This window comes from Sulfitobacter sp. SH24 (genome assembly GCF_965641895.1).
GTDB lineage: Bacteria > Pseudomonadota > Alphaproteobacteria > Rhodobacterales > Rhodobacteraceae > Sulfitobacter > Sulfitobacter dubius.
This window is the reverse complement of record NZ_OZ282575.1, coordinates 1,315,862-1,332,965: the sequence shown is the minus strand read 5'-3', so window position 1 is coordinate 1,332,965 and position 17,104 is coordinate 1,315,862. Positions and strand designations below refer to the sequence as shown.

At 62.0% G+C, this 17,104-nt stretch carries 20 protein-coding genes and 2 tRNA genes; 19 read left to right on the top strand and 3 right to left on the bottom strand.

Annotated features, from left to right (window positions below):
* Window position 1 precedes the first annotated feature (1 nt).
* From ACSQ16_RS09160 to ACSQ16_RS09130, 7 genes are read left to right on the top strand one after another with little or no spacing between them, the layout of a single operon-like run.
* Window positions 2-763, top strand: a complete 762-nt coding sequence (locus ACSQ16_RS09160) for a thiazole synthase (protein WP_243260854.1) — start codon at window positions 2-4, stop codon at window positions 761-763.
* A complete protein-coding gene (locus tag ACSQ16_RS09155) occupies window positions 760-1,356 on the top strand; it encodes a thiamine phosphate synthase (RefSeq protein ID WP_243260855.1) in 597 nt (198 codons plus the stop codon). The genes ACSQ16_RS09160 and ACSQ16_RS09155 overlap by 4 nt, the downstream gene beginning before the upstream one ends.
* Window positions 1,353-2,315, top strand: a complete 963-nt coding sequence (locus ACSQ16_RS09150) for a HesA/MoeB/ThiF family protein (RefSeq protein ID WP_243260856.1) — start codon at window positions 1,353-1,355, stop codon at window positions 2,313-2,315. Before ACSQ16_RS09155 ends, ACSQ16_RS09150 begins: the two co-directional genes overlap by 4 nt.
* Before the next feature lie 37 nt (window positions 2,316-2,352).
* Complete coding sequence (locus ACSQ16_RS09145; RefSeq protein ID WP_243260857.1) at window positions 2,353-3,300, top strand: ABC transporter substrate-binding protein; 948 nt, start codon at window positions 2,353-2,355, stop codon at window positions 3,298-3,300.
* Entirely contained in the window at window positions 3,297-3,980 is a 684-nt protein-coding gene (locus ACSQ16_RS09140) for a TenA family protein (RefSeq protein WP_243260858.1), read from the top strand. Before ACSQ16_RS09145 ends, ACSQ16_RS09140 begins: the two co-directional genes overlap by 4 nt.
* A complete protein-coding gene (locus ACSQ16_RS09135; RefSeq protein WP_435988730.1) occupies window positions 3,947-4,714 on the top strand; it encodes an ABC transporter ATP-binding protein in 768 nt (255 codons plus the stop codon). Before ACSQ16_RS09140 ends, ACSQ16_RS09135 begins: the two co-directional genes overlap by 34 nt.
* Complete coding sequence (locus tag ACSQ16_RS09130) at window positions 4,714-5,466, top strand: ABC transporter permease (RefSeq protein WP_243260860.1); 753 nt, start codon at window positions 4,714-4,716, stop codon at window positions 5,464-5,466. The genes ACSQ16_RS09135 and ACSQ16_RS09130 overlap by 1 nt, the downstream gene beginning before the upstream one ends.
* A gap of 22 nt (window positions 5,467-5,488) precedes the next feature.
* Here the strand turns inward: ACSQ16_RS09130 and ACSQ16_RS09125 are convergent.
* Window positions 5,489-5,578: transfer RNA gene (locus ACSQ16_RS09125), tRNA-Ser, on the bottom strand.
* A gap of 247 nt (window positions 5,579-5,825) precedes the next feature.
* Between ACSQ16_RS09125 and ACSQ16_RS09120 the strand changes: the two genes are divergently transcribed.
* Genes ACSQ16_RS09120 through ACSQ16_RS09090 form a run of 7 tightly spaced genes read left to right on the top strand, consistent with a single transcriptional unit; the run spans window position 5,826 to window position 12,314 of the window.
* On the top strand, window positions 5,826-6,719 hold the full coding sequence (locus tag ACSQ16_RS09120) for an SPOR domain-containing protein (protein WP_243260861.1): 894 nt from the start codon (window positions 5,826-5,828) through the stop codon (window positions 6,717-6,719).
* Between the two features lie 23 nt (window positions 6,720-6,742).
* Window positions 6,743-7,933 (top strand): D-alanyl-D-alanine carboxypeptidase family protein, encoded by a 1,191-nt coding sequence (locus ACSQ16_RS09115; protein ID WP_243260862.1) that lies wholly within the window; start codon window positions 6,743-6,745, stop codon window positions 7,931-7,933.
* Window positions 7,930-8,574 carry a dTMP kinase gene (tmk, locus tag ACSQ16_RS09110; RefSeq protein ID WP_243260863.1) on the top strand — a complete coding sequence of 215 codons (645 nt, stop codon included), beginning with the start codon at window positions 7,930-7,932 and terminating at the stop codon, window positions 8,572-8,574. The genes ACSQ16_RS09115 and tmk overlap by 4 nt, the downstream gene beginning before the upstream one ends.
* A gap of 47 nt (window positions 8,575-8,621) precedes the next feature.
* Entirely contained in the window at window positions 8,622-9,734 is a 1,113-nt protein-coding gene (locus ACSQ16_RS09105; RefSeq protein ID WP_243260864.1) for a DNA polymerase III subunit delta', read from the top strand.
* A gap of 13 nt (window positions 9,735-9,747) precedes the next feature.
* Complete coding sequence (locus ACSQ16_RS09100; protein ID WP_243260865.1) at window positions 9,748-10,554, top strand: TatD family hydrolase; 807 nt, start codon at window positions 9,748-9,750, stop codon at window positions 10,552-10,554.
* Window positions 10,554-11,351, top strand: coding sequence for an MBL fold metallo-hydrolase (locus ACSQ16_RS09095; RefSeq protein WP_243260866.1), 798 nt, complete (start codon window positions 10,554-10,556; stop codon window positions 11,349-11,351). The genes ACSQ16_RS09100 and ACSQ16_RS09095 overlap by 1 nt, the downstream gene beginning before the upstream one ends.
* Window positions 11,352-11,384: 33 nt before the next feature.
* Window positions 11,385-12,314 carry an AEC family transporter gene (locus tag ACSQ16_RS09090; RefSeq protein WP_243260867.1) on the top strand — a complete coding sequence of 310 codons (930 nt, stop codon included), beginning with the start codon at window positions 11,385-11,387 and terminating at the stop codon, window positions 12,312-12,314.
* Between the two features lie 50 nt (window positions 12,315-12,364).
* Here ACSQ16_RS09090 and ACSQ16_RS09085 read toward each other — a convergent pair.
* A tRNA-Leu gene (locus ACSQ16_RS09085) sits at window positions 12,365-12,448 on the bottom strand.
* A gap of 132 nt (window positions 12,449-12,580) precedes the next feature.
* On the opposite strand from ACSQ16_RS09085, the gene ACSQ16_RS09080 reads away from it, so the two are divergent.
* The gene (locus ACSQ16_RS09080; protein ID WP_317406042.1) at window positions 12,581-13,102 is read left to right on the top strand and encodes a Hint domain-containing protein; all 522 of its coding nucleotides are present in this window, start codon (window positions 12,581-12,583) and stop codon (window positions 13,100-13,102) included.
* Here the strand turns inward: ACSQ16_RS09080 and ACSQ16_RS09075 are convergent.
* Window positions 13,090-13,953, bottom strand: coding sequence for an NAD(P)H-hydrate dehydratase (locus ACSQ16_RS09075; protein WP_317406041.1), 864 nt, complete (start codon window positions 13,951-13,953; stop codon window positions 13,090-13,092). The genes ACSQ16_RS09080 and ACSQ16_RS09075 overlap by 13 nt on opposite strands.
* Window positions 13,954-14,166: 213 nt before the next feature.
* Here ACSQ16_RS09075 and ACSQ16_RS09070 point away from each other — a divergent pair, with 213 nt between their 5' ends.
* The 4 genes from ACSQ16_RS09070 to ACSQ16_RS09055 all read left to right on the top strand — a co-directional run bounded on the left by ACSQ16_RS09070 (window position 14,167) and on the right by ACSQ16_RS09055 (window position 17,006).
* On the top strand, window positions 14,167-14,505 hold the full coding sequence (locus ACSQ16_RS09070) for a P-II family nitrogen regulator (RefSeq protein ID WP_067266338.1): 339 nt from the start codon (window positions 14,167-14,169) through the stop codon (window positions 14,503-14,505).
* A gap of 49 nt (window positions 14,506-14,554) precedes the next feature.
* Complete coding sequence (gene glnA / locus ACSQ16_RS09065; RefSeq protein WP_093925861.1) at window positions 14,555-15,961, top strand: type I glutamate--ammonia ligase; 1,407 nt, start codon at window positions 14,555-14,557, stop codon at window positions 15,959-15,961.
* A 139-nt stretch (window positions 15,962-16,100) separates the two neighbouring features.
* Window positions 16,101-16,691 (top strand): exopolysaccharide biosynthesis protein, encoded by a 591-nt coding sequence (locus tag ACSQ16_RS09060; protein ID WP_243260869.1) that lies wholly within the window; start codon window positions 16,101-16,103, stop codon window positions 16,689-16,691.
* An 84-nt stretch (window positions 16,692-16,775) separates the two neighbouring features.
* A complete protein-coding gene (locus ACSQ16_RS09055; RefSeq protein WP_093925859.1) occupies window positions 16,776-17,006 on the top strand; it encodes a hypothetical protein in 231 nt (76 codons plus the stop codon).
* The last annotated feature ends 98 nt before the right edge of the window (window positions 17,007-17,104 follow it).

The following is a 17,104-nucleotide window of genomic DNA, read 5'->3' as shown; positions in this document are numbered from 1 at the left end:
GATGCGCGACTTTTACGGCACCACCCTGCCCCTGCCCCTGATGCTAGGCACCGCGCGCTACCCCTCGCCCGCGGTGATGGAGGCCGCCTTTCGCCAAAGTGCCGCCCCGGTTGCAACCGTTTCGCTGCGCCGCGAACAGGGCGCGGGTCAGGCGTTTTGGGACATGGTGCGCGGGCTTGGCGTGCATCTGCTGCCTAATACCGCCGGTTGCCATTCCGCGCGCGAGGCGATCACCACGGCACAGATGGCGCGGGAGTATTTCGGCACCAATTGGATCAAGCTGGAGGTCATCGGTCATGCCGACACCCTGCAACCCGATCCCTTCGGGCTGGTCGAGGCCGCCGAGGCGCTCTGCGCCGATGGGTTCGAGGTCTTCCCCTATACCACAGAAGATCAGGTGCTGGCTGCCCGACTGGTCGATGCGGGCTGCCGGGTGCTGATGCCTTGGGGTGCTCCAATCGGCTCCGGGCTGGGGCTGAACAATCTCCACGGGCTGCGCAGCCTGCGGGCGGCATTTCCCGATGTGGCAATGGTGATTGACGCAGGTCTCGGCCTGCCCAGCCATGCCGCGCAGGCGTTGGAGCTGGGGTTCGACGCGGTGCTTTTGAACACCGCCGTGGCCGAGGCCCGTGACCCCGCCGCCATGGCCGAAGCCTTCGCGCTGGCCTGCCGCGCGGGGGCGCTTGCCGCCGCCTCCGGCCCGATGGGCCAGCGCGATATGGCGGTGCCCTCCACCCCCGTGATCGGAAAGGCTTGGCTATGACCCTGCCGCGTTTTTATCCTGTTTTTGACAGTGCTGCATGGGTTGCGCGGGCGGTGCCTTTGGGCGTGAGGCTGGTGCAGCTTCGCATCAAGGATGCACCTGAAGAGGTGTTGCGGAGCGAGATCACCACCGCGCTTGACCTTTGCCGTCAGCACAGTGCGCAGTTGGTGGTGAATGACCATTGGGAGATGGCGATCGAACTGGGGGCCGACTGGTTGCATCTGGGCCAAGAGGATCTGGACGTGGCCGACATCCCCGCGATCCGGCGCGCGGGGATGAAACTGGGCCTCTCCACCCACGACCACGCAGAGCTTGACCGTGCGCTGGCCCTCGCCCCCAATTACATCGCGCTTGGCCCCGTCTATCCGACGATCCTGAAAAAGATGAAATGGACCGAACAGGGGCTTGACCGGTTAACCGAATGGAAAGCGCGGATCGGGGATATCCCGCTTTGCGCCATCGGCGGCATGTCAGTCGCCCGCGCGCCGGGGGCCTTTGCCGCCGGGGCCGATACGGTGGCGGCGGTCACGGATATCACCCTTCACGCCAACCCCGAGGCGCGGATGCGCGAATGGCTTGAGGTAACGGCATGAGCCGCTATGCCCGCCAGACCGTTCTGCCGCAGGTCGGTGCCGAGGGACAGGCTCGGCTGGCTGCGGCGCGGGTTCTGGTCGTTGGTGCCGGTGCGCTGGCGGTGCCGGTGCTGCAATATCTCGTCGGGGCCGGTGTTGGGCAAATTACGTTGGTCGATGGCGATGTGGTGGCGATGAGTAACCTGCACCGCCAACCGCTCTACCGCATGGATGATATCGACAGGCCCAAGGTCAGTGCCGCCGCAAAGGCCATGGCAGCACTGAACCCCGAGGTAACGGTTATGCCCCGCGCTGAATGGCTCACCCCCGCCAATGCGCCCGCATTGCTTGCGGAATGCGATATCGCCCTCGACTGCGCGGATACGTTCGCCGCCAGCCTGACGCTTTCGGATGAGGCCTTGGCACAGGGCAAACCGCTGATCTCGGCTTCGGCGCTTGGGCTGTCGGGCTATGTTGGCGGCTTTTGCGGGCCTGCCCCCTCTCTCCGCGCGGTTTTCCCTGATTTGCCGCAGACGGCGGCCACCTGTGCCACGGCGGGCGTCTTGGGCCCCGTGGTGGGAATGATCGGCGCGGCGCAGGCGCAGATGGCGCTGTCGGTGCTGCTGGGGCTCGCGCCCTCCCCGCTTGGGCAGCTGATGATCTGGGACGCCGCAAATTGGCGCATGTCGGGCTTTCGATTTGACGGCGCACCCGAGCCTGAAACGCTGACACCTTTCATAGCCGAAAGCCAGATCACCCCCCGCGATCGGGTCATCGACCTGCGTGCCGAAGCGCCCGCGCCTTTCTCACCCCAAGCGTGCCATGTCCCGCCCGATGCGCTGCCCGACATGCCGCTACCGCCCGACACATCCCGCATCGTGCTCGCCTGCCGCACCGGCCTGCGCGCGCATCACGCAGCCAGCACCCTTCGCACCCGCTGGCCGGGCGAGATCGCCCTGCTGGCCCTGCCTAGCGCCTAATCCTTTTCTGAACAAACATTATATTGGAGCCTTTCCCTTGAAAAATATCCTCGCCCCCCTTGCCCTGACCCTCATTGCTGCGCCTGCGCTGGCCCAGGATAAAATGACCGTCATGCTGGACTGGTTCATCAACCCCGATCATGGGCCGATCATTCTAGCGCAAGAAAACGGCTATTTCACCGATGCGGGGCTGGAGGTTGAACTGATCTCCCCCGCCGACCCGAATGAGCCGCCGCGCATGGTCGCGGCGGGCCAGGTCGATCTTGCGGTCTCCTACCAACCAGAACTGCATTTGGCCCAGCGCGAAGGGCTGGACCTGCGCCGTGTCGGCACGTTGATTGAGACCCCGCTCACCTGCCTTGTCGTCCGCGCCGATGGCCCGGTGCAGGAGATGGCCGATCTTAAAGGGCGCAAAGTAGGCTTTGCCGTGGCGGGCGTGCAGGAGATGCTGCTGGACGCGATGCTGAGCAACAATGGTGTGGACCCCTCAGAGGTTGAGCAGATCAACATCGGCTGGTCGATTTCCCCCGCCCTGATGTCAGGCCAAGTTGATGGTGTAATTGGCGCCTTCCGCAATTTCGAGTTGAACCAGATGCAGATCGAAGGCCATGAAGGCCGCTGCTTCTATCCCGAAGCCGAGGGCGTGCCAGCCTATGACGAGTTGATCTACGTCGCCCATGCCGAAAAGATGGACCGCGACATGATCGCCCGTTTCCTGCGTGCCACCGAACGGGCCGCTGCCGATATCGTGAATGATCCGACCGCCAGCGGAGAGGTCTTCTTTGCCTCTGACGCCGAACTGCGTAACGAGTTGAACACCCGCGCATGGGTAGACACTTGGCCGCGTTTCGCCACCCGCCCCGCTGCCGTGGACCATGGGCGCTACGATCGCTTTGAGACCTTCATGCAGGAAAGCGGCGTGGTTGAGACGACAATCCCAGCCACCGATCTGGTGGTGGATGTGACCGCGAAGGCCAAGCCATGACGGCCACCGACTATGGCCGAGCCTTTGCCGCATGGCGCGCTGGGGCCGGACAGGATTGGCGGGATTACACCCGCCATGCCTTCGTCGAAGGGCTGCGTGACGGCACCCTGCCACAGGCGAGCTACCTGCATTACCTGCGGCAGGATTACGTCTTTCTCATCCACTTCGCCCGCTCTTGGGCGCTGGCTGCAGCCAAGGCGGAAACGCTGGATGAGATGGCCGCCGCCAGCGCCACAGTTCATGCGCTGGTTCATGTCGAGATGCCGCTGCATGTAGAAACCTGTGCAGCCCACGGCATCGACCGCGTGACGCTTGAGGCCACGGCAGAAGCCCCCGGCAACCTCGCCTATACCCGCTATGTGCTAGAGGCCGGCTATTCCGGTGATTTCCTTGATCTCATGGCCGCCCTCGCGCCCTGTGTTTTAGGCTACGGCGAGATCGGTTTGCGGCTCAAAGGCAGCACCGGCCCCTATGCCGATTGGTGCGCCGTCTATGGAGGGGAGGAATACCAAGCCCTGTGCCGTGATGTGGGAGCGCTGATCGATGGTGCGCTAGAACGGCGTCTGGGGCCGGAATGGCAATCATTGCCGCGCGCGACGACGCTACAATCCCGGTTTGATACCGCGACACGGCTTGAGGTGGGGTTTTGGAACATGGCGCTTTCGCCGATTGGCGCATGACCGCTCCTGCGATCCATCTTGCGGGGGTTTTACAAGGTGCCAAAGCCACTTTGATTGACCTCTTTGACATCACCTTGCCCGGCGGCGAATGGAGCGTGCTTCTTGGCCCCTCGGGCGTCGGAAAGACCTCGCTTCTGCGTCTGCTGGCCGGGTTGCCCTGTGCGGCGCGGCTGCACGGGCAGATCAAAGCAGAGGACGGCGCGCATCTTGCGCCGCGCGTGACCATGATGGCGCAGGACGATCACCTGCTGCCTTGGGCTGGCGCCTTAGAAAATGTCACAATCGCCGCCCGCCTGCGCGGAGAACGCCCCGACCCTGAACGCGCTGAGGCGCTTTTGGCCGAGGTCGGATTGGGTTCAGAGGCGGATCGCAGACCTGCCGAACTCTCCGCCGGTCAACGCCAGCGCGTCGCCTTAGCCCGCACGCTCTATGAGGGGCGCGACATTGTCCTGCTGGATGAGCCCTTTTCTGCACTCGATGTGGTGACCCGCCATCAGATGCAGGGTTTGGCCGCTCGGTTGCTGGCGGGACGGACCGTTGTATTGATTACCCATGACCCTGCCGAAGCTCTGCGGTTGGCCAATCACGCATGGATCGTGGCGCGCGGCGGGATTTCACCCTGCGCCCTACCTTCCCCGCCGCCCCCGCGCCGTATTGATGCGCCCGATACCCTCGCAGCCCAAGCGGACTTGCTGCGCCGGATAGGCCTCACCTTTCCCGACAAAGCCGCCTGATGCCATTTACCGGACATAGAGTATGGCGCGGTGCGGTAAGCTTTGCGCTTGCGGTCGCAGTTTGGCAGTTGGTTGTCACCCTCAGCGGTGTGCCGCGTTTTATCTTGCCGGGGCCGTGGCTTGTGCTGCAAGCGCTTGGTGCCAATGCCACGCTGCTGTGGCAGAACGCCCTTTGGTCAGCGGGCAATCTCGCGCTCGGCCTTGGAGTGGGGGTTTTTCTAGGGATCGAAACCGCGCTGTTGCTGACCCTATCCCGCCACGCACGCTGGCTGCTGCGCCCGATGCTGGTTGTGGCTCAAGCCGTGCCCGTCTTTGCCCTTGCGCCGGTCATTACGCTCTGGCTCGGCTATGGCATGCCGTCCAAAATCGTAACCATCGCCCTTGTTACCTATTTCCCCATCGCCTCGTCTTTGTTCGACCGCCTAATGGCGCTTCCCCCCGGCCTTGGCGATCTATCGCGCCTTGCCGGGGCCAGCCGCTGGCGCGAAACGCTGCTGCTGCGCCTGCCCCACGCCGTGCCCGGCTTGATCTCTGGTCTGCGCCTTGCTGTGGTCTATGGACCGTTGGCGGTGTTGATCGGCGAATGGGTTGGGTCATCCCGCGGGCTGGGGCATCTGATGCTGATGGCAAATGGCCGCGGCCAGACGGCACTGATGTTTGCAGCATTGATGGTGCTGGCTGCGCTGTCATTAATGTTGTGGGTGATCGTCGAAGCGCTGGCCCGCTGGCCGGCGCGGCGGTTCTATACATAGCGGGCTGCGATTAAGGGGATGGTGGCGGAGGAGGTGGGATTCGAACCCACGGTACGCTCTCACGCACGCCGGTTTTCAAGACCGGTGCATTCGACCACTCTGCCACTCCTCCGCAGCACGCTCCTCCTAGAGCGCTCTGATTGATTCGGCAAACACACATTTGCGCCCCCTAACCCCCAGCACAACCTTGGGGAAATTCGCCGATCTTCTGTCGGCGGCCTTTTCACAGGCGCTTGGTCAGGTTATCGTGCGCCAAAGTCCCTTTCAGAGGGGCGTAGGGCGTGCCGATCCAACGGCGCGACATTCTCGCGGGACATGGGTCGCGATGCGCGACGACAGCAGGCAAGGACATCAAAGGCATGAGCAGGGACAATCAACCGTTGCGCACCAAGAAACGCCGCGCAGCGGGCTTAGGTGTGAGCATTCTCGCAATCGGTTTGCTGGCAGGTTGTGAAGGCGGCGATTTCAGCCTGCCCTTCGGCGCAAAGGACGGCGCCAGCGCGCCGCGCAGCACCTCGACCAAACTGGTTGAGCGCGATGTCGAAGCACCCGAAGTATTCTCGGCCACAGATGAAGGGCTCTGGGACGGTCGCCCCTCGCTCGGTGGGGTCTGGGTGGCGCACCCTGACGTGACCGAACCTGAGCGCGTGATCGTGCGCAATGAGGCCAATGGCAAATTCGTGATCGGCGCGCTGTTCCGGCGCGAGCGGGAACTGCCCGGCCCGAAACTGCAAATCTCCTCGGACGCTGCCGCGGCACTTGGCATTCTGGCGGGCGCTCCGGCGCCGCTCAACGTAACCGCGTTGCGCCGCGAAGAAAGCGCGGCCCCTGAGGGAAGCTTTGAGGCGGAAAATACCGGCGATGCGACAAGCGCCATTGCCGCCCCGGCCCCCGTGACAGCGACGGCGTTGGAGCCTGCCGCGACGGCACCGGCTAAGGCAGCAGCCAGCACCACGCCGACGGCAGCAGCGCCCGTGCCTGCGGCCCAAAAACCGGCCAGCCCGGCGGCTGGAGCCAAGCTTTCCAAACCCTTCGTGCAACTGGGCATCTTTAGTGTGGAGGCCAATGCCACCCGCACGGCCAAACAGATGCGCGGCGCGGGCATGGTGCCCACCGTCAAAGAAAGCTCTATAAACAACAAACCCTTCTGGCGCGTGGTGATCGGCCCCGCCACAAGCCAATCCGAACTCGACAGCCTTCTCAAGAAGGTCAAAGCTGAGGGCTTTACCGACGCCTACGCCGTGTCGAACTGACAAAACCGGAGGAAATGCTTCCTATGATCCGCCTTTTTGCCGCCGCCGTGGCACTGGTGCTCACGCTCCAGCCTGCCGCCGCTTTCGACACCCGCGCCACCGCCGCCTATGTGCTGGACCAAACCACCGGCACCGTGCTGCTGGCCAAGAACGCGGATGAACCGCTGCCGCCCGCATCAATGTCCAAGCTGATGACGCTTTATATGGCTTTTGAGGCCGTCGAGCGTGGCAAGCAGAATGGCGGGCTTGATCTGGTTGAGGAATTGCCGGTGTCCGAACACGCCATGTCCTATGGCGGCTCGACGATGTTCCTCGACACCACCGACCGCGTGTCGGTCGAAGACCTGATCCGTGGTGTCATCGTTCTGTCTGGCAATGACGCCTCCGCCGTGATCGCCGAGGCGCTGAGCCCCGATGGCACAGAATACGGCTTTGCCCGGCTGATGACACAGCGCGCACAACAGATGGGAATGACCAATTCTACCTTCGCCAATTCCAACGGCTGGCCGCAGGCAGGGCATCTGATGTCGGTGCGTGACCTCGGTCTGCTGGCGAACCGGATCATCTCGGATTACCCGCAGTTCTACCCGCTTTTTGCCGAACGCGAATTTGCCTTTGATGGCCGCGCACCGCAGAACAAGACCAACCGCAACCCTTTGCTGGGCCTTGGCATCGGCGCGGATGGCCTGAAAACCGGTCACACCAATGAGGCAGGCTATGGGCTTGTCGGCTCGGCCAAGCAGGGCAATCGCCGGGTGATCTTTGTGCTTTCCGGCCTCGACAGTGCAGCCGCCCGCGCACAAGAAGCTGAATCGGTTGTCAATTGGGCTTTCCGCCAATTCACCCAGCGTGATCTGGGCGAAGCAGGCACACAGATCGCCGAAGCACCTGTGGCACTTGGCACCACCCAATCTGTGGGACTTGAACTGAAAGACGATCTGTCGATGCTGGTGCCCGTCACCGGCGGCGATGAGATCGAAGCCGAAGTGATCTATACCGGCCCATTCCAAGCGCCGATCAGCAAGGGTGACGAATTGGGCGAATTGGTAATTGATCGGGGCGAACTGCCAGCCATGCGCGTGCCGCTGGTGGCTTCCGCCTCCATCTCTCCGGGCGGCTTCATGGTCAAGATGACCGCCGCCGCAATGCATCTGATGAACCGCCTCAACGCCGGGCCGCAGGCCGCCCCCGAAGTGGAAGCGGAAGCTTCGTGACGACTATAGAAAAGACCCGCACGCCGGGTCTGTTTGTCACCTTTGAAGGCATTGACGGGTCCGGCAAATCCACCCAAGCGCGACTTTTGGCAGACCATCTGACAGCGCAGGGCCATGATGTGGTGCTGACCCGCGAACCGGGCGGCAGCCCGGGGGCCGAGGAAATCCGTGCGCTCGTCTTGCAGGGCGATCCGGACCGCTGGTCGGCGCAGACTGAAATCTTGCTTTTTACCGCCGCGCGACGTGACCATCTGGAACGGACCATTCGCCCCGCGCTTGAGGCAGGGAAGATCGTCATCTGCGACCGTTTCGCTGACAGCACGCGGATGTATCAGGGCCTGTCGCGGGGCGATTTGCGGCAGATGGTAGATGATTTGCATGTGCTGATGATCGGTGTGGAGCCTGATCTGACCATCCTGATCGACATGGACCCGACAAACGGTCTCGAACGCGCCTTGTCGCGCCAGACGGTAGAAGAACGTTTCGAGGATTTCGGCGTCGAGCTTCAGGCCAAGATGCGTGCGGGCTTTCTCAGCCTTGCCGAGGAATTCAGCCACCGTTTCCAAGTAATCGACGGGGGCCGCGATATTGACAGCGTTGCGCGTGATGTGACCACGACCGTGACCGCCCATTTGGGCTGATCGCCCTGCCCGCTTCCCTCTGCGGCGAAACATGCTAGACCGAGGCCATGACAGACGACGCCCCCCAGCCAGACCGTGTGGAAGGTGCCCGCCACCCGCGCGACACGCCGAAACTGATCGGCCAAAGCGCAGCCGAGGCTGCCTTTCTCGACGCTTTTAACAGCGGCAAGTTGCACCACGCTTGGATGCTCACCGGCCCACGCGGTGTCGGCAAAGCGACGCTGGCATGGCGCATCGCGCGGTTTCTTTTGGCCACGCCCGACCCCGATGGCGGCATGTTTGATCTGCCCCCGGCTGACACGCTTGAGATCGACCCCGAGCATCCTGTCGCCCGCCGCGTGGCCGCCGGCGCCGAAGCGGGGCTGAAATCCGTCACCCGCACGCTGAACCCCGACACCAAGAAGATGCGCAAGCAGATCGTCGTCGATGACATCCGCGCTTTGAACGGCTTCTTCCAGATGTCCGCCGCCGACGGGGGCCGACGCGTGGTCATCATCGACGACGCGGATGAGATGAACCCCAACGCCGCCAATGCCTTGCTCAAGATGCTGGAAGAACCCCCAGAGCGGGCGATCCTGCTGCTGCTGAGCCACCAACCCTCCAGCCTGCTGCCCACCATCCGCTCGCGCTGCCGGACGCTGCGGCTCGGCACGCTTGACGCGGACCAGATGGCCGAGGCGCTGGCCGGCTCGGGGGTGGAGGTCGAAGACGATCCCGCCGCACTGTCCGAGCTGTCCGGCGGCTCGGTCGGCGGGGCGCTGCGCCTGTCGCTGATGGGCGGGGTCAAAACCTATGCCGATCTCGTCGGACTAATCTCCTCACTCCCTCAGATGGACCGAGGCCGCGCCATCAAACTGGCCGAAGCCGCAGCACAACGCGGGGGGGAGGCCAAGCTCGACCTGCTCTTTACCCTGCTCGACCTGCTGCTGGTCCGTCTGGCGCGCACCGGGGCCACCGGTGCGCCGCCTGCGCGTGCCGCCTGCCCCGATGAAATCACCGTGCTGCAACGCCTCTCGCCCAGCCCCGCACAGGGGCGCGCATGGGCCGATGCGGCGCAGCAGATATCCGACCGCGCCCGTCACGGGCTGGCGGTGAACCTTGACCCTGCCGCGCTGGTCCTAGATACCCTGCGGCAAATAGGCCAGACGGCGCCGCGATAGCCGAAAGGACAGCATGACCGACACGCCCCACATCACCGACAGCCATTGCCACCTCGATTTCGAGAGCCTTGCCGCCGACCTGCCCGCCGTCATCGCCCGAGCAGGTGAAGCTGGCGTCACACGGATGGTCACCATCTGCACCCGGCTGAAGAACGAACCGAGCGTGCGCGCCATCGCCGAAGCGCATGATCCGGTTTTCTACGCCGCAGGCACCCACCCGATGTCCGCTGCCGAAGAGCCCCTGACTTCCGTCGACGAACTGCTCTCCCTGACCCAGCACCCCAAGATGGTCGGCATCGGTGAGACCGGTCTTGATTACCACTACACCGCCGAGAGTGCGGAGGTGCAAAAGACCTCCCTGCGGATCCATATCGCAGCAGCGCGGGAAAGTGGCCTGCCGCTGATCATTCACGCCCGCGACGCGGATGACGACATGGCCCGCATCCTGCGCGAGGAACATGCGAATGGCGCCTATAGCTGCGTCATGCACTGCTTCTCCTCCTCCGCTGATCTGGCCCGCGCGGCGCTTGATCTGGGGTTCTACCTGTCGATGTCCGGCATCACCGCCTTCCCCAAGTCGCAGGATCTGCGCGACATTTTCGCCGCCGCCCCGCTCGACCGTATTCTGGTGGAAACCGACGCGCCCTATCTCGCCCCGCCGCCGCATCGCGGCAAGCCGAATGAGCCGGCCTTCACCGCCCATACCGCCCGCCGTGCGGCAGAGACCTTTGGCCTCGACTACGCCGATTTCGCGGCCCGCACGCAGGCGAATTTTGAGCGTCTCTTCGCGAAAGCCGCCGCTTGGGAGCCCGCGCGCTGATGGCTGACCTGCGGGTGACCATATTGGGCTGCGGCTCTTCCGGGGGTGTCCCGCGGATCGGCGGCCACTGGGGCGCTTGCGACCCGAATGAGCCCAAGAACGCCCGCCGCCGCTGTTCGATCCTTGTCGAGCGGGTGACGGAGGCAGGCACCACCACCGTATTGATCGACACCTCCCCCGACATGCGCAGTCAACTCCTCGACGCGGGCATCGGGCGGCTTGATGCGGTGATCTACACCCATGCCCATGCGGACCACGTGCACGGGCTGGATGACCTGCGCATGGTCGTGATGAACATGCGCGCGCGGCTGCCGGTCTGGGCCGATGCGCCCACACGGGACGCGCTGATTGAGCGGTTTGGCTATGCCTTTGTGCAGCCCGAATGGTCCAGCTATCCGCCGATCCTCGATATGCATGACATCACCGGAGAGGTCAGCATCGACGGCCCCGGCGGCACGCTGAAATTCACACCCTTCACCGTCACCCACGGCAATATCGACGCGCTCGGTTTTCGCTTTGACGATATCGTCTATCTGCCCGATGTCTCGGCCATACCGGATGCGTGCTGGCCGATGATGGATAACCTGCGCTGCTGGATCGTCGATGCGCTGCGCCGTGATCCACATCCCACCCACAGCCATCTGGCGCAGACGTTGGAGTGGATCGACCGGGTGCAGCCCAAAACGGCTGTGCTGACCAATCTGCATAACGATCTTGATTACCAGACCCTTGCCGCTGAGACAGCCGCGCACATTCAACCGGCCTATGATGGGCTGACCCTGCATTTCCCCCTCTGACGAGGCATTCCGCGCTTTTTAAAGGCCATATTCGTGCAAACTCTTTTAGACGTCATCCTGCCGGTCTTTCTGGTCATCGGATTTGGGTATGTCGCCGTCTGGCGCGGGCTTTTCCCCGTCTCCGGCATCGATGGGGTGATGAAGTTCACCCAGAATTTCGCCATCCCCTGCCTGCTGTTCCAAGCCATTGCCCGCATTGACCTGTCCAGCAGCTATGACCCGCGCCTTTTGGGCAGTTTCTACGGCGGCGCGGCGCTTTGCTTTGCGCTTGGTATCCTTGGTGCGCGGGTGCTGTTCCGCCGCGATTGGGAGGACAGTGTGGCGATCGGGTTTTGTTGCCTGTTTTCGAACTCGATCCTCTTGGGCCTGCCGATCACCGAACGGGCTTATGGGCCCGAGGCGCTAGCCGGGAACTATGCGATCCTGTCGTTCCACGCGCCCTTTTGCTATGGTTTGGGCATCACGGTGATGGAATTCGTGCGCAACCGGGGGCAGTCGGGCCTGTCGCTTTTGCGCAATGTCAGCCGGGCGATGTTCCGCAATGCGCTGGTCATCGCGATCCTTGGGGGGTTCGCGGTCAATCTCATCGGTCTGCCAATCCCCGGCGTGGTGGATGACGCGTTGTCGCTGATCGTCCGCGCCGCCCTGCCTGCCGCGCTCTTCGCGCTTGGCGGCGTACTGCTGCAATACAAGCCCGAAGGCGATATGAAGGCGATCCTCATGGTCTGCGCCATTGCCCTGCTGGTGCACCCTGCCTTGGTTTGGAGCTTTGGCAGCGCCCTTAACCTGCCGCAGGCGGGATTTCGGTCAGGCGTGCTGACGGCGGCCATGGCACCGGGGTTCAACGCCTATATCTTCGCCAACATGTACGGCCGCGCACGCCGGGTGGCGGCAAGCTCGGTCCTAATTGCCACGGGCAGCTCGATCTTGACGGTATGGCTCTGGCTAACGGTCCTAGGCTGAGCGCAAGCGCCTATGAAAACACCTCAAAGCCAGTCAATTAAGAGGGGGAGTGGTGCGGGTGAAGGGACTCGAACCCCCACGCCATAGGCGCCAGAACCTAAATCTGGTGCGTCTACCAATTCCGCCACACCCGCACTGCACCAACCGGTGCCCGCGCTGATTAGCAAACCCGCGCGGCAGATGCGAGAGCAAAAAACACAAGACATTAACTAGATGTTTGCATATGGTTGATCATACCTGAGCAGGTACAACAGAAAGAAACGCCCATGAAACCGAATACGGTCGGGTGCGTAGGCGGCAATGATCGCCATGCGGGCCAGTTTTCCCCCTATGCTGCGCTGGACACTGGTCTTGTGCAGGGCGCCCTTATTCTAACGCTGGATGGCGAAATTCCGGTTGAGTATCTCTCCGTCGGGGATCGGATCATCACGCGCGATAGCGGTTTCGCAAAGATCATGCATATCCAACGCTCCACTCGAAAGGCGCGGCGTATTGCTTTGGCGGCTGGATCACTAGGCCATACACGGCCTGAACGTGATGCGCAGCTTGCCGGGGATCAAATGGTGCTGGTCCGTGATTGGCGCGCACGGGCACTGTTCAACTCTGAGCGGGCCTTGGTCGCCGCGCGGGCGCTGGTGGATGACGAATTCATTACCGATCTGGGCGAAGAAGAAACGACGCTGATCCAGATTTTCTGCGACGGTCCGCATATTATCTACGCCGATGGGTTAGAACTTGGCACCGCCGATGCTGCCCGCGCGCGGGGCGCGGTGCTTCACGCCGCTTGAACGTTCAGGGCACGAAGCACCTGCGGCAACAGGTCTGGTAAATCCTCAGCAATCAAACCGGGGCCATGGGTCAGCGCCGCTTCGGCGTGCAGCCATGCGGCCATTGATGCCGCCTCAAGCGGGTCGATCCCCCGCGCCAGTAATCCTGTGATGAACCCTGCCAACACATCCCCGGCCCCTGCCGTGGCCAACCATGGGGTTGCCCGGTCGTGAGTGGCGCAGTGACGCCGCACATGCCCCTCCGGCGTGGCGATGACCGTCTCTGGCCCTTTGAGCAAAACCACACAACCAAAGCGCGCTGCCGCTTCGCGGGCCGCCCATGCCTTTGCGCTGGGCCGTTCGGCCTTGGCAGCCTCGGCGAGATCGGGGGCCAGCCGCGCGAACTCACCCATATGCGGTGTCAGGATGCACCGGGGATGAAGACCCGCGCATATCTCAGCATCTTGCGACATCAAGGTCAGCGCATCGGCATCCAACACCACAGATGGCGCGGCAAGCGCCGCCTTCACCAATCCGGCAGCCCGCGCGCCCAACCCCAAAGCCGGGCCGAGGCAGAGCGCGCTGATACGGTTATCTTTTAGCACGTCAGCAAGTGCCGCGCCGTCGGGAATGCGTTCAAGCATGATCGCCGTGACCTGCACCGCCACTTCAAGCTGAGCGGCAGGCGGCACGCCCAGTGTTACCGCCCCTGCGCCGATCCGCAATGCCCCCCGTGCCGCCATGCGCGCGGCCCCGGTTTTCCCCGGCCCGCCTGACAGGACCAGCGCATGGCCGTGGTCATACTTATGCCCCGGCTTTTTGCCCAGCAATGTGACATCAAGGGTGTCGCGGGTGATCTGTGAAATCTGCATAGTGAGAGAAGTAGCAACCACCCCGCAAAGGTACAGCCCAACATCCGATTCATTACTGCCCGATCTTTAGGCAACCTGCGCAAATTCTAATCGACCCTTGGCAAATGCTTCCGTCGCGCCATGTAACCCCCTGCCCGGCGCTGGACGTTACGCGGGCGGGATGCTCTGTCAAAAACCAGAGCATAAATGCGCGGGAATTGTCAGGGGAATACCATGAAAAAGATCGAAGCCATCATCAAGCCGTTCAAACTCGACGAAGTCAAAGAAGCCCTTCAAGATGTGGGTGTTCAAGGCCTCAGCGTCATTGAAGTCAAAGGCTTTGGCCGTCAAAAAGGCCACACCGAACTCTACCGGGGTGCGGAATATGTTGTAGATTTCCTTCCCAAAGTGAAGGTCGAAGTGGTATTGGATGACGATCAGGTCGATGCTGCTATTGAAGCCATCGTCGACGCCGCCAAGACGGAGAAAATCGGTGACGGCAAAATCTTCGTTTCCCCTGTAGAACAAACAATTCGCATCCGTACCGGTGAATCCGGTTCAGACGCACTTTGACAACGGCCCTCGGGCCCAGACTACGAATAGACCATAAAGGACCTACACGATGGATACCCAGGAATTCCTGAGCAAAATCAAGGATGAAGGCATTGAATATGTCGACATCCGCTTCACTGACACCCGCGGCGCTTTGCAGCACGTTACCATCGTGAGCGATCTGGTCGACGAAGACTTCCTCGAAGAAGGCTTTATGTTCGACGGCTCGTCCATCGCTGGTTGGAAAAGCATCGAAGCCTCCGACATGAAGCTGATGCCCGATGTGAGCACCGCCTATGTCGACCCTTTCTATGCCGAAACCACCATCTGTGTGCATTGCTCGATCGCTGAGCCCGACACCGGCGAAAGCTATGAGCGCGACCCGCGCGGCACCGCCGAAAAGGCCGAAGCTTACCTCAAGTCTTCCGGCATTGGCGACAACGCTTATTTTGGCCCCGAGGCTGAGTTCTTCCTCTTTGACGATGTGAAGTTCTCCAACAAGGTCAACAAAGTATCCTACGAAGTTGATGCATCCGACGGCTCGTGGAACTCCGACACCGAGTATGAAATGGGCAACATGGGCCACCGCCCGGGCCTCAAGGGCGGCTACTTCCCGGTGAACCCGGTGGACGAAGCGCAAGACCTGCGCGCTGAGATGCTTTCGACCATGAAGCGCCTTGGCATGAAGGTCGACAAGCACCACCATGAGGTTGCTTCCTGCCAGCATGAACTGGGTCTGATATTTGGTGAGCTGACCAAGCAAGCTGACGAAATCCAGAAGTACAAATACGTTGTTCACAATGTGGCCCATGCCTATGGCAAGTCGGCGACCTTCATGCCCAAGCCGATCTTTGGTGACAACGGCTCTGGCATGCACGTTAACATGTCGATTTGGAAAGACGGCAAGCCGCTGTTTGCGGGCGACAAATATGCTGACCTGAGCCAAGAAGCCCTGTGGTTCATCGGCGGCATCCTGAGCCATGCCAAATCGCTCAACGCCTTCACCAACCCGACGACCAACAGCTACAAGCGTTTGATCCCCGGTTTCGAAGCCCCCGTTCTGCGCGCCTATTCCGCGCGCAACCGGTCGGGCTGCGTGCGTATCCCATGGACCGAAAGCCCCAAAGCCAAGCGCGTTGAGGCCCGTTTCCCCGATCCGGCAGCGAACCCCTATCTGGCCTTCTCGGCCCTCTTGATGGCTGGCCTTGACGGCATCAAAAACAAGATCGATCCGGGCGAGGCGATGGACAAGAACCTCTATGACCTGCCCGCGGAAGAGCTGGCGGACATCCCGACAGTGGCCGGTTCGCTGCGCGAAGCGCTGGACGAACTGTCCAAGGACATGGATTACTTGCTGGCCGGTGACGTGTTCACCCGCGACCAGATCGAAGGCTATATCGCGCTGAAAACCGAAGAGGTTCTGAAATTCGAACAGACCCCGCACCCGGTTGAATTCGGCATGTACTACAGCTGCTAATCTTTCTGGCCCTCAGGGCAGTTAGATAAGTTTTGAAAGGGCGCGGATCACACCGCGCCCTTTTGCTATTGAGGCGTGGAACAGAGGCTTCCGCCCCGCGTTGGCTTGCCAAGGAAGCACAGGGATTAAGGTGCGTACTATGGCAGATCAATCGTCAGCGCTTATGGATGTGATTGGAGAGATCAAAGACGCCTCCGAAGGCAAAGACACCGTAGAAGTGGGCCAGTTGATCGACGCACTTGATGAGCGCGGATATGGCCCTGCCCTCGCCGTCCTTCCGTTAATCGAATTGACACCACTGGGTGGCATTCCCGGCTTTCCGACCTTGCTCGCGCTGCTGGTAGCGATCCTCGCCCTGCGCATGTTGATGGGCTATGCGCATTTCTGGGCCCCGAATTGGCTGCGTCGGCGGGATCTGGGGGCGTCGAAGGTGTTGAAATCCGTCGAATGGCTACGCCCCATCTCGGAATGGATTGACGAAAAGCTTCACGCCCGTCTTTCGCGCGTCGCTGGCCCCACCGGTCAAAAGCTTGCCTGCGCTGTGATCTTATGCCTCTGCCTCTCGGTGCCCCCGTTGGAGGTGGTGCCATTTGCAACCTCGGCCCCGATGATCGTCATCTCGATCTTTGGACTTGCGTTATTGTACCGGGATGGATTGTTGATGCTCTTGGGCTTTATCGGCGCGGGCATTGCGGCCTTTGCCGGGGCAAACCTGTTTTTTGCGGGTTAACCATCTACGCGCCCCTTCACCGCCACAAAACAGCCACACCGCTTGACCAAGTTGTCACGAAACCCTGCAAAGGAAGCAGATTCGATGGCGATTTCAACGACCACATTTGACGATCGGGTGATGCGCATCCAAGAACGCGCCAAGCGCGTGGAGAGCAAACGTCGCGGTGCAAAGCGAAGCCGCAAGGGGCTAATCTTTTTAGTGACCATCGGCATGCTCTTTGGCGGGGCGAGTTTAGCGCAAGGCAGCGTGCCACAGGTCGACGCATGGGCGGATGTCGTCTTTGGCTATGTGCGCGCACTTCTGCCCCGGTGACGGCAAAAAGATTTTCCGCTTCATATACCAACTTAGTTGAACCGTTGCCCGTTTGGGCTAACCTCTGCCCGGTAATACACACGCAGAGGGTCAAACTC